Genomic DNA, 15538 nt, shown 5'->3' on the forward strand with positions numbered 1-15538 from the left:
GGAAAATAGCAGTCGCTTCGGTAAATCCTTTCTCAACCACTTATTCAGCGGATAACAACTTAGCACTTCAGTTAAGCCTTTTTGTCTTTTCAGAGCCGCTTACGCAGTCGGTCACCTTGCTGCTGTGCGGCTGTGACGTAAAATATATTTCTAAGTTGCTTATGCAGCGGGTCACCTGGTTATGGCGTACCACAGACGATGATTGCATTTCTAAGCCGCTTATGCAGCGGGTCACCTTCCCTGGTAAGGCTCGCGTTTTAATGTTCTTTTCTAAGCCGCTTATGCAGCGGGTCACGCATTCTTATCGGCCAAGCACGGCTTGATAATTTTCTAAGCCGCTTATGCAGCGGGTCACTCTGAAAACCGAAATCTTGCTTTCATTGCCTTTTTCTAAGCCGCTTATGCAGCGGGTCACAATAAAATATTACCGAATAGTTTAAATAAATCAATGCCTAAAGATGGTTTCCCTAAAATAACCTTTTTGAAAGCCGCCTTAAAGTTGTTAAATAAAAACAATGACTTAAGGAGTTTGTCTGAAAAAGGGTTTCACACAGGGTACTGTTCCAATTTTGTCATGAGCACTCCCAAGGCCATAGCTACTGAATTTATCGTCGTTACGTGTGACATCTTCAATCTTACCCAAGTTAAACTGGATCATCTTTCTGTTCGAACCTTCGACTGGAACAGGATGAGTTTTCTCAATGAGCTTGCTTTCAGAAAAAAGTTGAGCCGGTTGATATATTTCCCCCCTAGCTTCAGCACGTTTTTTAAGTCGTTCCAAGTTACGCAGGCGAGCTGCTGGGGTCAGCTTTTCTTGTTGCCGCTCGCGGAAGAATATAAGCTCTTTTGTAACAAAGTCAGGTGGAATGCCAATAACATCACTTACTTTAAAGTACCCTTCAGCTGCCATATTTAGGAAATACTTCTGAGACTTTAAATTTGTCAACAACTGCGAGTCTTTTGAGATAAAAGCTATTGTATTGCCTACCGAAGCTTCACTCCATGAAGGAAAAGATAAACCGATATTAAACAGCTGATTCTTAGTCATAAACCCATGTAGTAAGCGAATGCAACGACCAGTCAAAAATTCTGCATTTAGATTTTCTGGTAAATATTGGATATAGAAAAAACCTCGCATCATTACTTTTTATCTCCTGGTTGGAATAATCCCCCTTTAATAAGATTTGCGGCTATGAAATTGGCTTCGTTGGATAGTTGCTTATCTTTGTATAGTGCCTCTGTAATGGATTCAATTTTGGTTAGTAAAGTAAAAAAATCAGTGCCGGTATCAGGCGTTCTTAGGGAACTTGAAGTCGATTTTTCAACGCCATATCGGCCAACCCGAATAGGATGTACGGCGTCTTTGAACCAATCATCAATAATCGAGATACCTGCACCGATTTTATAGCACCCAATCACTGGGCTAAGCTGTCCATTTATACGTGTTTTTTGAAAGATGCGGCTTGATTCTCGATTATCATTTTTTTCAGTAAATGCCTGGCTTGGGTATACTTCTTGACAGGTTGCAGGGATTATTTCGGCTTCAATTTCACAAATAAGATATGACATAGGATCAACCAGTGCTTTTGCAAAGTCTGATACTAGCTCTGACCAGTCAGGTAGTTTAGCTTCCCACCCTTGTTCAAAACGAAGTTGGTGCACATTTTTAGCTACAACTTTTCTATTTGTATTAGTTTTAATAGTAATTTGAGTGCTTAGATTATCTTGATTTCGCCATAGCCATGCTCCGGATAATATTTGCCTTAAGTAACGCTCGCTTAGGTATACAAAGCCATTTCTTTTCTTATAAACCGTTAAAAACTCTTTGATTGTTTTTGCAACGTCATCATCATTACATAATTCGGCTTTAAGGGTATTAGCCGAAACTGTTAAAGAGAAATTACATAATAAGCGTTTCGCATCGTATGGGACGTGACAATATTCTATAAATTGAGGATTGCCCTCTGCCAAAGTCTTCCAAGAGCTAATTTTTCTGATATCCATATTTTTATCAAAAGCTTCAGCTGCACTTTCTTTTTGGCCTACGATTTTGATCTCTTGATATGGCAGTGGTATTTTTTCTTCTTGAGCATTTAAAAAAGTAAACACGCCATGGCTTGGGGAAAGCGAGCGTCTATAGCTTAAACGGCTAGGAATTTTCATGTCTGCTCCATGTATCCAAAAAAACTGCATGATCAGTTTGACGAAGAGTTAAGACGTAATCAGCTTCGTCACTATCTATGTGCAGTCGTCGAGTTTCTAATTGTGCTAAAACAGGTTCGGCAAACGCGTGTGGCAAATCATTTATTACGTGTTTTTTTTCAATGGGTTTTTCTAAAAAATGATAGCCGACATTTCCAATCAATAAAGACTTCTGCTTCAACCAATTGAAAAAGTCATGGTTTGTTTCGTTAGCTTTGGGCAAGGTAAGCCATCGTCCTTCTTGATGGGGTGTTGCTAAAGAGGCATCAAAGAGGCTCTGGAAGTATTTAAATTGAGAGATATTTTTGATGGTTGGGTTAATCGCGCCTTGGCAGAACGAGTTCGGTAGACAAGCTACAATTTGATGAGAAAGTAATTGCTGGCTAGACCGAATTTTTAAAACGAGACTTAATTCTAGATCACATTGCCGAGTAGGCAAAATAGCGGGTGAGGTGACTTTGCCACTTTTAAACTCCTGTTCTCTAATTAATCCCCTCTCATGAAGACTGAATGTGTGTAAACAAATCGAAAAGCCCCCCATTTTGAAAGAGGGGTCGCAATACTCTTGTACGTTTCTCTCAAAGGCATGCAGGAAACCCCAAATCCCAATTAGTGATGGCAAGCCAACCGAATATGCGCTGCTTATTGCATTGGCATGCGATACGGAAAGTGCTGGCAACAGTAAATATGATCCATTACTGTTTTCTGAAAGGATATCTTCTGAAGCTGCCGATGCATTGAATAAGTGGTGTAACAGTTTCGTTACTTCTGGCATGTAAGCTAAACGACTCCACGATTTATTTTTTGATAGATAAAGGTTGAAGAGAGCAACAGATTTCTGAGTACTCTCTCCCTTCGCATATTGCTGCTGCCATCTAGTAATAAAATTATGAACTCGCTGGCGTAGCTCCGCAGAGATTGTTTTTTTATTGTTTGAAGTGTTTAAGGTATTTCTGGTACTTATTAGTAACTCAAGATCAAAAAGTGCTCGAGTATTAAGGGATGAAATTTTAACAGTATGCAAACCATTTAAATTTATTGGATAAGTGTGAATATTGAATAGTCTTCCTGCAGCGTTGCTAACCAAGTTTCCAACACTGGATGGTCTAGAAAAGCGTATTATTGTGCGTTTTTTTTGCTCTTTGCTTAAAGCTAAATGGATATCTCTTTGAAGAGTGTGTGCGGCAACAGGTGTAATTGCAGCGTAACTATGTTTGTAAGGTACTCGGATCTGCCTTATCTCTGCCCCTAACTCGGTAACGGATTGTCTGAAGGTCCATTGCTTGAATTTTTTATATAAGTAATTGTAATCTTTATTGAACATGCCAGCAGAGAGCAACAACTCTCTGAATAGGCTATTTTCCTCACGAATAAGTTCATGAATAGTTGTAATACGATTCTGCCACTCGAAGCTGGCACCGAAGAAAATTTGATAATTAATATCAGCACTGTTGTGAGACCAGCCTAAACGTGTATCAGTACTGATCGTTGATGAAATATAACCCGATGGCATATTTCCAATAGGATTTAACCGAATAACACCGCGATTAATATAGTTAGGGTATTTCAAATTATGTGAGTGTTTATACTCTGTGGTAACGGCACTTCTTTGTAGCCATTTCAAATCGTGTAATAGGCGTTTGGCGTGTTTTGCGTCAGTGGCATCTCTAAGTTTTGTTAGTGGTACTGAAAGGTTTGCCAATATATGGATGGCACAAACCTCTTCCAGATCAATACTAATTGGCTTTTGTAGTGCATCGAAAGCACGTTTTAATAATTTATTTTTTTCAGTTAAGTCTTCCGTTTTCAGCAATTCTCGCAGATGCATATCACTACCACCGACTTGTTAAATATCTTAGATTCGATGAATCGCTTTGGTAGGATGTTAACCAAAGGGCTAGTACCTCTTGCAGTTGAAATATTGGTGAATAGACTGAAAGCAAAGACTTATTACTTATCCTTTTATGTGGTGTGATAAATCCCTGTTCATATAGTGCCGCTACCTGTTCTGTTGTTGTGTTAAGCAGTATCGATACCTCAATACTGTTGAGTAATAATTGCCCTAATGAGCTGTGATGTTCTAAGACTTCTTTATATAAATACTTAAACACTGCTCGTAAGACAATATTATCTGACATGGTTCGAGATGGCAGCCGAGATGCAGCAATTAGCAGGTTACTAAAAATATCTTTGAACGAAGTCTCCTCAATAGGTCTAAGGGCAAGTTCCAATCTATACTGAGCATCATTTTGTAATTTATTGACAAAATTAGCAGGCCAGTCGGACAAGAAGTCAATAAAGTTATCAGCAGTAAACACTTCATCTTTTGCGATATATTTAATGTAAAAGAGTTGCACACCCCAGCGGTTGCTAATTGTTATATTGGGTAATAGAACCACATTCTGACCAGCTAACCATGTTGCAATCAAAAGCTCTGCATCCTTTTCAGAAACCACCGTTTCTGAAAAGGATGCTTCACAAGTCTGGCATCTAGTTTTCAGATCGCTATAAATATCAATAAGTGCTCCGCACTGGCAGGTATTTCTGAGAGTAACTCGATGATTATGACAGATGGTATAAGATTTAAAATGCCAAAGTTGTCGAACGTAAGCTGCTTCTTTAAGACATGCAGGGCAGACTTTAACGGATGGCAAAGGTAATAACTGTTCGGTTGGAACCATTACCCCTTTTCTAAATAAAGCTGATGTATTATTGGAGAAACTATCTGCACTTCTAGCTAAGCAAATGTCGAAAACTTCGGCAAACGGAGTATCAGCCAATTTTGAAATAACTCTAATTATTTCAATTCTTCGCTGACTAGAAATTTGGGAGTGGTAAATATTAATTAAATTTAGCGATGAAAAGTGTTCACCTTCACCTGAAATGGTTAAATCAGACATTAAACCGAGAGTTTTAAAAAACTTACCCAGACTAGAGTAACCATTTGCAATTGCCAGTCTGAGAACATATGACTCTATGGTTTCATCATGCTTGGGTTTAGGTCGTAAAAGAAACGTCAACTAAACATCCTTTAGTTAAAAAGTTAATTGAAGATGTTGCTTAGAATTTCGCGATCATGAGATTTTTTAGATTTTTTGAATCGTGCCTTACCTTCGTGATAATCTTCCCAGCCTGCTTTTTCATTAGGCTCAACGATTATTATATTTGCAGCGTCGATGAGAAATGGGTTCGTTCTTTTATCTAATTTTGGATTGATATATGCTGCAGTAGCCGCAAGACGGGTTAACGTTATTTTAGTCTCATCATTCATAAGTGCTTGGTAAAAAGCTATATTTAATAAGTTTTTTAATGGTCTAAAACTCCCTTTGCAGTAAAAATAAAGCCGTTTTGCGATATCGTCTGTATTTAGATGTGATTGCTCGGGTAAAGACATTTGCTTTTCAAGTAAATTTAAAAATGAAATGTAAGCTGTTCTTTCTTTTGTTGTGCTCATCCGGAATGGATGAATGCAATGTCGAAGTTCAAATCTTGAAGACAATTGGCTGTTAGTATCCAAAATTACAGAACTATAGGGCATGCCCACAAGAATAACTGGGATTTTTATATCAAGAATGAGTCGTTTTAATGAATTTGCAGTGTCTGATAAGATTGCTTGGGTTTTCTTTTCAATAAGCTGTTGAAACTCATCAATAATAATCATTTCAACCTTGCAATTAACAACTAGTTTTTTTATTTGTACACGTAATTCCAGCTCACTATTAGAATCAAACGGCCGAGGATGGCCAAGATCATGAAGGATCTGTTGATACATTGAGACGGTGGTTTTTATTTCTGACAAGGTGACATTTAATACAGGTATTTCAGTCGCTTCATATAAGTGCCTTCGTTGATGATCCTTCAGATATTTTTCAATAATTGATGTTTTACCGACACCCGATGGTCCAGTGATCAACATACATTGTGGCTCGCCGCCAAGTTTAGAAAAGGTTCTACAATGATCAAGGGCGCTTATTATTATCTGAAGTTCAGGGCTTATTACCCTTTCATTAACAAATTTTGAAACTCTATAGTTTGTTTCATTAATCATAAGATTAATTTCCTATAATATTTTCCAATCTGACAGGTCTATTTCTTCGTCAGATAAGTCAGTTTCCTTTATTTCAGACTCATCTACATTGTTGTTATAAAGTGCTGACTTTAGTAATGCGAGCTTTGAATCTTCAGCAAGTCTTGCTTGTTTAGATGTAACTGAAATTTTTTTCGAGCGTTTTGATTCATCGATTATTTCATAAATTCTATTAGTCGCTTCAGCAATGTCATCCGCTGAGACATAACTATCAACAGCTTGCGTAGTTACTTTTAAATGATGATTGTGCTGATGTAGCGTTACCTTGGATGCGTAATCATAATTTTTACATTCGACTCGGAAAAACTTGTCTTCAGCTTTATTCAATACAAAAATATGACCTAAGAAGTCTGGATCTACTTTATAAATAACTTTATGAGAACCATATCTGCCAAAGAGCTCAGCAGTGGCATCATTTGAATATTTAAGGTATCTAAAAGTTATTCCTTCTCTTGTGAGTTTTCCCTCTTTGTTTAAGCAAAAAACCAAGTCCAGAATTTCAGGATCATAGTCGACAGGCCTTGGCTCATTTTCTTCTAGAGATTCATTCCATGACATATTTGGGACTCTAGTTTTACGAGCATCACTTTTGACTTGGTAGATATCACAAATCCAGATATGAAAAATATGCAGAAATGCCTTCATATCTAATACCGCATGTTTAGCGGGATCGTAGTCCTGATTGCCGATATTTGCTGCAAGGGTATGACCAGGGCTTTTTCTAAGCAGCTGTGTATTGAGTACGCCGAAATATCTTTCAATAATGGGCTTTAAATATGGAGTAGCGACAGGGTTTTTCCCGAAATTAATAAGCAAAGCGTTTAATGATAGTTTTAAATCGTTAGCATCAAACTCTTTACCGTTATCAGCTACAATTAATTCTGGCTTTCCATGACATATCCAAGGATTTTTTATGTCACTATAAATTTTTTGAACATAATCTTTGCTGAGTAATGTATGTTTAATCGCACGTGCTACAGATGCGTAACTGGGAGGGGTGAATCCCAGATAAAACCCAACTAATGATCTTGTATGCACATCACACAAGCTGGTAATCCAAGGTCTACCCAGAGTCTTTTTAGTTTCACTGTCTATCAAAAAAATATCAAGTTTTGTATGGTCTATCTCTACTCGCTCCAGGGCTCTTTTTGTCTCAATAATGGTGCTGATATGCTTAAACTTTTTCTTGGCAGCGAATACCCCAAATTTGTTTATCTCTCGCTCCAATGGAGTCAGTTTTCGATATCTATTCCAAAATGCTTGTATGGATGGCGGTGTGATTTTGGTTTCTGGATTTTCTTTATTGTAATTGAAAATTAAATTGCAAAGATGTGAGTGTGCGCTTGAAACGGCTCCCTGCTCAGCATCTTTTATTAGTTTTAAAGAGTCTTGGATATATGATTCAATTATTTGAGGATATCTACTTTTTCTATTGCCACTTTTTTTTGTTGATGGGGCTAATGCGCTAATTTTTTTTCCACTATCGATATATCTTTTGTGCCATTTGAATATAGTCTGTGTCGATGGTGAATTATCTCCAAATTTTTCGATAATTTCTAAGCTTATTTTCTTTAGTGTGCCATGGCTAATTTTTCCACATCTTTTCTCGCAAAACTCAATAACGTTTAGCCTGAATATAATCACGTCTTGAACTTTTGGTTGGTATGCATCTAAATTTTCTATATTTTTTACTGAATTTAGGCTTTTCCTTTGCTCAGCACGTCTTAACTCCTGTTCAGGGTTATGCGTTACATCTACAGGGATGTCATATAATAAGTCAATTAGATTACTCATTGCTGAGGCATCCAAAGAACAGTGTCCCCAGTAATTTCCTCGTAAATGTTAAATGCTAGAATTTTTCTGGAAACAAGATTTAATACAAGACTTTTAGTTGATACTAAAGACGATCCTATTTTTTTTGATATTTCAGATATTGTAAGGGGCTCTTTTCTAATGAGCTCAATTATCTTAATTTGGTTATCATTAATTTCAGTTTTAGTCAGGTAGCGATGCAAAAGCTTTAAGTTCTCTTCCATTTTACCTCTTCTTAGTTCCCTATCGGTGAATAGCTTTATCTCTGACCCGACCAACTCTATGTTTCTTTGGATTCGTTCCCACCACTGAATGAATTCATGCTTTTGAGTTGTTGCAAACTCTTTTACTTCAACATAAAACTCTTGTCCATTTTTCAGCTTTACCCAAAAGTCGGGGGTATAAGTTACTGAGTCGCCAGTTTCATTGTCTTTAAATCTGAATTTTATAGGTTGTGCTGCATAATCTTCGACGTGAGCTGAGAATTCGAAGTGATAGCATGCTAAAAGCTCGTTGTAGCTTTCAACAATGGTAGGTTCTGATTTGTTAACAGATGTAAATCGAGATATATTGGCTACAGCAGATTTAGTAATTTTACGTGCTGGCATTGCTAACTCGTATTGTAATTTATTTACAGAATTATGCATGTAAATTCCAAAATATCAATGTATAGTTGAAATTATGCATTTATGGTTGAAATTATCGTGTTATGGTTGAAACGACACGTGGCTCGCGTTAGGCTAAGCCTCTGATGAAACGAAGAGTAGAATACATGTGGAGCATAGCAGTCGCGTCGGCGAATCCGGCGAAAATTAATGCGGTACAGCAATGTTTTAACGCTAACTTTCCAGAACAAGCACTGACAGTAACAGGGCTTAATGTGCCATCGGGTGTACCCGATCAGCCGATGAGCAGTGAAGAAACCTATGCCGGCGCTAAAAACCGTTTAACGGCCTTAAAACAAGCCATCGCTGCTGATTACTATGTGTCGATTGAAGCTGGGTTAGATGGCGATTTAACCTTTGCGTGGATGTTAATTGAGCATAATGGCAAGGTGGGTAAGGCACGTTCTGCGAGTTTAATGTTACCCAAGGCGGCACTTGCCGAAATAGAGCAAGGGCAAGAGCTGGGTGATGCAATGGATACCTTATTTGGTACGCAAAACATCAAACAAGCGGGTGGCGCAATTGGCTTATTAACCCAAAACCGATTAAGTCGCAGCCAAGTCTATCAACAAGCCTTAACACTAGCGCTGATCCCGTTTCTTAATACCGAGTGGTTTTAAGAAAACAGGATCCACTTGGAAAAAACGTGCCGTGGCAGCGGCACGCTTTTTATTAAACGCTAGTGTGTAAGCGTACTTCAATATTACCGCGAGTAGCGTTTGAGTATGGGCAAACTTGGTGCGCTGCGGCGACTAACTGCTCGGCTTGGTCTGCGGCTAAACCCGGTAAGTTAATAAATAAATCAACATCTAAACCAAAACCCCCTTCGATTTTACCAATGCCTACTTCGCCACGAATGGTGCTGTCTGCAGGTAAGGCAAGTTTTTGCTGGCCAGCAACAAATTTTAAAGCGCCAATAAAACAGGCGGCATAACCGGCGGCAAATAATTGCTCAGGGTTAGTTGCATCACCTTTACCCCCCAAGGCTTTTGGCGCAGATAATTTGCTGCTCAATAAATTATCATCTGAGTTAACTTGACCATCACGGCCACCGGTTGCGGTAACAACGGCTTTATATAATATTTCCATGTGTCGCTCCAATTGGTGAGTAAGTAAACCGGATTAAGCACCGGACGGACAGATACTAACGTCAATTTATATTGCGCGCAATATAATTGCGTGAAATATTTTTATGCGGCTGAGATTCAGCGTATACTAGGCAGCATGCAAGGCGAAATGAGACCAGCGGTATGACAGAGAAAACCTTACCTTTAGCGCAGCAAGTGTGTTTTGCGTTATACAGCGCCAATAACGCCATGATGCGTTTGTATCGGCCCTTATTGCAGCCGTTTGATTTGACCTACCCGCAGTATGTGGTGTTACTCGCCTTATGGCAGCAAGACAATATTAGTTTGGGGCAACTAGGGCAGCAGACGTTATTTGATTCGGGCACTTTAACGCCACTGGTTAAAAAGTTAGAGCAAAAAGCCATTTTGCAGCGGCAAAGCGATCCCGCTGATGAGCGCGTAAAAAAAGTGGTGCTCACGCCTTTTGGTCGAGCATTAGAGCAACAAGTGGTCAATGTGATGCCGGCTTTACGTTGTCAGGTTGCCTTATCCGATGATGAATTGGTGTTACTGCGTGAACAGGCGCGTGCTTTGCAACTGCAAATTCAACAGCTTGAGCAGTGCCGTAAGTAGGCTGAATAAAGTCGGTTTGGTTTAGTGAGCCGCCCGCTAGAGCGTGATGACGCTGCGCCTTCATCGTGTTTGCCTGGCGCGTTTAACGGTAACTAACGTAATTTTTAGGGTCTTGGTCGAGCGCTATCAGGGTGTAAAATGCATTTCAACGCGCGGTTAAATAATTTATTGATTTAAACCAACTGGTTACAGTGGTGTCTGTTAAGGCCAGCGGTGCTGGCGTGTTATATTTTGTTACATCTGTAAGGTTTTCATTAATGGCTACAGCTGTTTTAATCTAGGCGTAAATCCTTTTTTATTAGCGGAGCCTGCTTTGAAATTATCTACTTTAAGTCTCGCCTTACTGGTTGCCCTCGGTGTAGCTGGCTGTACTAACACCACATCGGTTAAATCTTTACCTGAGGGTGTTACCCTAGTGGCCGAAGGCCAACAGCAAGCGGGTGAATTAAATTTACCCTATAAAAAATACCAATTAGCCAATGGCTTAACGGTTATTGTGCATGAAGATCAGTCTGATCCATTGGTGCATGTTGATGTAACTTACCATGTTGGTTCGGCGCGTGAAGAGTTAGGTAAGTCAGGTTTTGCGCACTTTTTTGAACACATGATGTTTCAGGGATCAGAAAATGTTGGCCCGGAAATGCATTTTAAATATGTTACTGAAGCTGGCGGTACGCTAAACGGCACCACGAACAGCGATCGCACCAATTATTTCCAAACGGTACCGGTTAACCAGTTAGAAAAAATGCTGTGGTTAGAATCGGATCGCATGGGGTATTTTCTGGATGCGGTGACGCAAGAAAAGTTTGATATTCAATTATCGACAGTAAAAAACGAGCGCGGGCAGCGGGTAGATAACCAGCCTTATGGCCGTTATTGGGAGCAGTTATCGCAAGCACTGTATCCTTATGGTCACCCATATTCTTGGCCGGTGATTGGTCATATGGATGACTTAAATCGCGCCAATATGCCAGCGTTAAAAGATTTCTTTTTACGTTGGTATGGCCCGAATAACGCCACTCTGACAATCGGTGGTGCGGTTAAAGCGGAAGATGTGCTGCCCTTAGTGCAAAAGTATTTTGCCACAATTCCTGCAGGCCCTGCTGTTGAAAAGATGGCAAAAGCCCCAGCGGTATTAACCGCCGATCGTTATATCTCGATGGAAGATAACGTGCACTTGCCGTTACTTAGCATGACATTCCCTACCGTGTATGCCGGTCATCCAGACGAACCCGCGCTGAATATCTTAGGTGATATTCTAGGAAGCGGTAACAACTCTTTGTTATATCAAAGCTTAGTACGGCCACAAATTGCGGTGCAAGCCGGTGCAGGCCATCGCTGTCAAGAATTAGCCTGTACCTTTAACCTGACGGCATTACCACACCCAGCCTCAGGTAAAAACTTAGCTGAGTTAGAGCAACTGTTACGGCAAAACTTACAACAAGTGGCGGAGCGCGGCGTTAAACCTGAAGATCTAGCTCGGGCAAAAGCGCGCGTTGAAGCGCGTAGTATCTTCGGTTTACAAAGCGTGGCCGGTAAAGTGAGCCAGTTGGCTTACAATGAAACCTTTTACGGTGATCCTGACCGTATTGCGACCTTGTTAGCAGCATATGCTGAAGTCACCGCAGAAGATGTTATGCGGGTATATCAGCAATATGTGCAGAATAAACCTGCAGTGATTAGTAGTGTGGTGCCACGTGGTAAGGCCGATATGATTGCAGCGCCAGATAACTTCACACCGCGCACTTTCGACCCTGCTGAAGCCACAGCGTCTGAGAGTTTACCGACACGTGTAGCGAGTCATACCTTTGATCGTACAGCCGTACCTAAAGCCGGTGCTAACCCTGCGATCACCTTACCTGCTACATGGACCAGCGAGTTAGCCAATGGCATCAAAGTATTGGCGTCAATTAGCGAAGAAACACCGACTACGTCGTTATTGTTGCGGATCCCAGCCGGTAGCTATGCTAACAGCGTAGAACAAGCGGGTGTCGCCTCGATGATGGCGTCCTTACTGAACGAGAGCACTAAAAATTACAGCACCGAGCAAATGAGCATGGCGCTGGAATTACTCGGCAGTTCGGTGTCAATCAGTGCCGATGACCGCGATTTAAATGTGTTTGTCAGCAGTTTAACCAGTAACTTACCGCAAACTTTGCAGTTAGTGCAGGAAAAACTATTAAACCCAGCTTTTTCAGCTGAAGACTTTAATCGTTTAAAACAACAACGTTTACAATCACTGGCGCAAGCACAGAAAAATGCCAGTTACTTGGCCGAGCGAGCGGTAAGCCAGTTGATGTTCGGTGACACCATTGCCGGTCAGCCAAGCATGGGTAACGAACAAACCTTAGCGACGATGACCTTAGAGCAGATTAATAGTTTCTATCAAACCTTTGTTAAACCTGCTGGCGCGCAGTTAGTGGCGGTATCGGATTTACCTCAAGCCGAACTACTGCCGTTGTTAGCGAATATGGCACCACAGTGGCAAGGTAAAGCACCTGAGTTAAACTTGGCACTGCCTGCACCTAAGGTACAGACAGGCGCGATTTACTTAGTGCATAAAGACCAATCACCACAATCCGAGATCCGTATTGTGCGCCGTGCTATGCCGCGTGATCTGACCGGTGAGTTCTATCAAGCGGGTTTGATGAACTTTACCTTAGGTGGCAACTTTAACAGCCGTATCAACCTTAACTTACGTGAAGATAAAGGCTATACCTATGGCGCGCGCAGTGGTTTTGGTGGTGATAAACAAGTCGGCATGTTTTCGGCCAGTGCCGCAGTGCGGGCTGATGTCACGCGTGAGTCGATTGAAGAGTTCTTAAAAGAGCTTAACAATTACCAACAAAAGGGTATTACTGCTGAAGAGTTAGCCTTTATGCGCAGTGCGGTAAACCAATCTGAAGCGTTACGTTATGAAACACCGAATGCCAAGTTAGGTTTTATGGCGCAGATGTTAGAATTTAACGTCGGTGCGGAGTTTACTCAGCAGCGTAATCAGATCTTACAGCAAAGTACGCAAGCGCAATTAAATGCCTTAGCCAGCCGTTATTTATCGCCAGAAGAAATGGTGATTGTGGTGGTCGGTGAAGCGGAAAAGCTCAAGCCTGAGTTAGAAAAATTGCAATTGCCGATTATCGACATGAAGCTATAAGCCGCATCAGTAAATAGAAAAAGCCAGGTGATGTCACCTGGCTTTTTTATTAGAGAAAACGCTGCACGAAAGAGCAGCTTGCTTGAATGTCATAACCTTCTGTTTGCGCCCACTGCAGCGCATGTCGCACCAGTTTTTCTGCTAAACCCTTACCGCGAAACGCCGGAGGCACGAAGGTATGGTGAAAATTAATCACCTTGCCATTCACGTGATAATCTAGCTGCGCACTGGCATCCGCCAAGGTGAGCGTAAAGCGTTGCTCTGATGCGAGATGCTTAATAAGCGGTTCTGTCATAGCTTACTCCTCATCTAACCAAGGGGTTTCCGGTAATAACGCTAAATGCGCGGTATAGCGTTCTAAATTAAAGTTTTGTTGCTGTTCAACCACGGCAAACATTTCTGGGGCTAGCGCGCAGGCCATTAACTCCATAGCCGCCTCACGACTGTGGCCTGTCATACGTAAACGCATTAAGGTCGCCATCACTTCTGTTGGGTAATTATCGGCTAATTGGTTTTCGAGTACTTCAAGTAGGGTTGCCTGATCGGTTAAATCGCTTTCTTGCATGTTCCAAGCCTCTGTTCGCGGTAAAAGCAGTGCATCACTGTGATGCTTAGGCTAAGCTAGCGAGCATCAAATAACAATCAACAAGTCGTATTATGCAAGAAGTTTTCTCTGGCTGGCGCGCCCGCCTGCAAACATTGGGGCCCGGTGTTTTAATGGCAACAGCCGCGATTGGTGGCTCTCATTTGGTGGCATCAACCCAAGCCGGTGCCTTATTTGGCTGGCAGTTGTTATGGCTTATCTTGTTGGTGAATATTTTAAAATATCCGTTTTTTCGGTTTGGTGTGCAATACACCTTAGAGCAAAACGAAACGCTGCTTGAAGGCTATCAGCGTAAAGGTAACGGCTATTTTTACTGCTTTGTTGGCTTAAACGTTGTGGCGGCGGTGGTGAATACCGCGGCGGTACTGATTTTAACAGCAGCCTTGTTGCAATATGCACTGCCTGGGAATTGGTCTTTAACCCTGTTGTGTTGCTTAATCTTATTGGCTTGCTTACTGATCTTGTTGCTGGGACATTATCAGGCGCTAGACAGCGTCGCGAAAGTGATTATGTTGCTCTTAACCCTCACCACCGTAACCGCGGCTATTATTGCGGCTAAAAACGGTGCGTCCGCGCCCGCTGATTATGTTGGACAATCCCCATGGCAATTAGTGATGCTGGGCTTTTTAGTGGCGTTAATGGGGTGGATGCCCGCACCGATTGAAATTTCGGCGATTAGCTCATTGTGGCTAACCGCGAAACAGCGGCGACAACCGGTAACGCGCGCCCAGGGCCTATTCGATTTTAACCTCGGTTATTGGTTAACCGCAGGTTTGGCGTTGGTTTTTGTATCCTTAGGGGCGTTAGTGCAATACGGTACTGCGCAGCCGATTGCCCTAGCCGGTGCTGCCTTTGCCCAACAATTGGTCGATATGTATGGCGCAACCATTGGCGAATGGTCAAAGCCAATGGTATCGCTGATTGCCTTTTTATGTATGTTTGGCACCACCATCACGGTTCTTGATGGGTATGCTCGCACCCTGAATAAATCGTTTTATCTACTGGGTTGGCAAAAAGTGGATAATCGCCTGAGCTTAAGCAGTTGGCTAATCGTGCAGGCACTGTGCGGTATGGCGGTGATCTTGTTTTTCCGTTCGGCACTCGGCCCGATGTTAACCTTTGCGATGACCTTAGCCTTTTTAACTACGCCCGTTTTTGCTTGGCTTAATTTTAGTTTACTGCGTGGGGCAGGCATGCCGCCATTATCGAAAGGGTTAACCCTATTAAGTTGGCTTGGACTGAGTTATTTGTTTGGTTTTGCCGTATTGTTCTTGTGTTGGTATCTCGGCTTGCTCAGTTAAATATGGTTATTAG

Annotated in this window: 14 protein-coding genes; 4 read left to right on the forward strand and 10 right to left on the reverse strand. The window is 41.4% G+C overall.

The genetic code is table 11. The features are described from left to right. Positions 1-520: 520 nt before the first annotated feature. Genes cas6f through ACUJFL_RS01990 form a run of 7 tightly spaced genes read right to left on the reverse strand, consistent with a single transcriptional unit; the run spans position 521 to position 8748 of the window. Positions 521-1141, reverse strand: a complete 621-nt coding sequence (gene cas6f / locus ACUJFL_RS01960) for a type I-F CRISPR-associated endoribonuclease Cas6/Csy4 (protein ID WP_445428332.1) — start codon at positions 1139-1141, stop codon at positions 521-523. Beyond that, on the reverse strand, positions 1141-2163 hold the full coding sequence (gene csy3 / locus ACUJFL_RS01965) for a type I-F CRISPR-associated protein Csy3 (RefSeq protein ID WP_445428333.1): 1023 nt from the start codon (positions 2161-2163) through the stop codon (positions 1141-1143). The genes cas6f and csy3 overlap by 1 nt, the downstream gene beginning before the upstream one ends. After that, positions 2150-4030 (reverse strand): type I-F CRISPR-associated protein Csy2, encoded by a 1881-nt coding sequence (locus ACUJFL_RS01970; protein ID WP_445428334.1) that lies wholly within the window; start codon positions 4028-4030, stop codon positions 2150-2152. Before ACUJFL_RS01970 ends, csy3 begins: the two co-directional genes overlap by 14 nt. A 4-nt stretch (positions 4031-4034) precedes the next feature. Further along, the gene (locus ACUJFL_RS01975) at positions 4035-5222 is read right to left on the reverse strand and encodes a TniQ family protein (RefSeq protein ID WP_445428335.1); all 1188 of its coding nucleotides are present in this window, start codon (positions 5220-5222) and stop codon (positions 4035-4037) included. 23 nt (positions 5223-5245) lie between these two features. Next, complete coding sequence (locus ACUJFL_RS01980) at positions 5246-6250, reverse strand: TniB family NTP-binding protein (protein WP_445428336.1); 1005 nt, start codon at positions 6248-6250, stop codon at positions 5246-5248. Between the two features lie 12 nt (positions 6251-6262). Continuing rightward, entirely contained in the window at positions 6263-8083 is a 1821-nt protein-coding gene (locus ACUJFL_RS01985; RefSeq protein ID WP_445428337.1) for a Mu transposase C-terminal domain-containing protein, read from the reverse strand. Beyond that, positions 8080-8748 (reverse strand): Tn7 transposase TnsA N-terminal domain-containing protein, encoded by a 669-nt coding sequence (locus ACUJFL_RS01990; RefSeq protein ID WP_445428338.1) that lies wholly within the window; start codon positions 8746-8748, stop codon positions 8080-8082. The genes ACUJFL_RS01985 and ACUJFL_RS01990 overlap by 4 nt, the downstream gene beginning before the upstream one ends. Before the next feature lie 104 nt (positions 8749-8852). On the opposite strand from ACUJFL_RS01990, the gene yjjX reads away from it, so the two are divergent. Further along, the gene (yjjX, locus tag ACUJFL_RS01995) at positions 8853-9386 is read left to right on the forward strand and encodes an inosine/xanthosine triphosphatase (protein WP_445428339.1); all 534 of its coding nucleotides are present in this window, start codon (positions 8853-8855) and stop codon (positions 9384-9386) included. Positions 9387-9438: 52 nt separating this feature from the next. On the opposite strand, the gene ACUJFL_RS02000 is transcribed toward yjjX, so the two are convergent. Next, entirely contained in the window at positions 9439-9855 is a 417-nt protein-coding gene (locus ACUJFL_RS02000; protein ID WP_226750518.1) for an organic hydroperoxide resistance protein, read from the reverse strand. Positions 9856-10016: 161 nt separating this feature from the next. Here ACUJFL_RS02000 and ACUJFL_RS02005 point away from each other — a divergent pair, with 161 nt between their 5' ends. Both ACUJFL_RS02005 and ACUJFL_RS02010 read left to right on the forward strand, forming a co-directional pair. Beyond that, positions 10017-10466: a MarR family winged helix-turn-helix transcriptional regulator gene (locus ACUJFL_RS02005; protein WP_306177387.1), complete on the forward strand. Its 450-nt coding sequence runs from the start codon at positions 10017-10019 to the stop codon at positions 10464-10466. Between the two features lie 313 nt (positions 10467-10779). After that, positions 10780-13620 carry a M16 family metallopeptidase gene (locus ACUJFL_RS02010; RefSeq protein WP_445428340.1) on the forward strand — a complete coding sequence of 947 codons (2841 nt, stop codon included), beginning with the start codon at positions 10780-10782 and terminating at the stop codon, positions 13618-13620. A 49-nt stretch (positions 13621-13669) separates the two neighbouring features. On the opposite strand, the gene ACUJFL_RS02015 is transcribed toward ACUJFL_RS02010, so the two are convergent. Together ACUJFL_RS02015 and ACUJFL_RS02020 are read right to left on the reverse strand one after the other, a co-directional pair. Next, positions 13670-13915 (reverse strand): GNAT family N-acetyltransferase, encoded by a 246-nt coding sequence (locus tag ACUJFL_RS02015; RefSeq protein WP_445428341.1) that lies wholly within the window; start codon positions 13913-13915, stop codon positions 13670-13672. A 3-nt stretch (positions 13916-13918) separates the two neighbouring features. Continuing rightward, positions 13919-14185, reverse strand: coding sequence for a hypothetical protein (locus tag ACUJFL_RS02020; protein WP_306177385.1), 267 nt, complete (start codon positions 14183-14185; stop codon positions 13919-13921). 152 nt (positions 14186-14337) lie between these two features. Here ACUJFL_RS02020 and ACUJFL_RS02025 point away from each other — a divergent pair, with 152 nt between their 5' ends. After that, complete coding sequence (locus tag ACUJFL_RS02025) at positions 14338-15525, forward strand: NRAMP family divalent metal transporter (RefSeq protein WP_445428342.1); 1188 nt, start codon at positions 14338-14340, stop codon at positions 15523-15525. The last annotated feature ends 13 nt before the right edge of the window (positions 15526-15538 follow it).

The sequence above is a fragment of the Alishewanella sp. HL-SH05 genome (assembly GCF_052655985.1).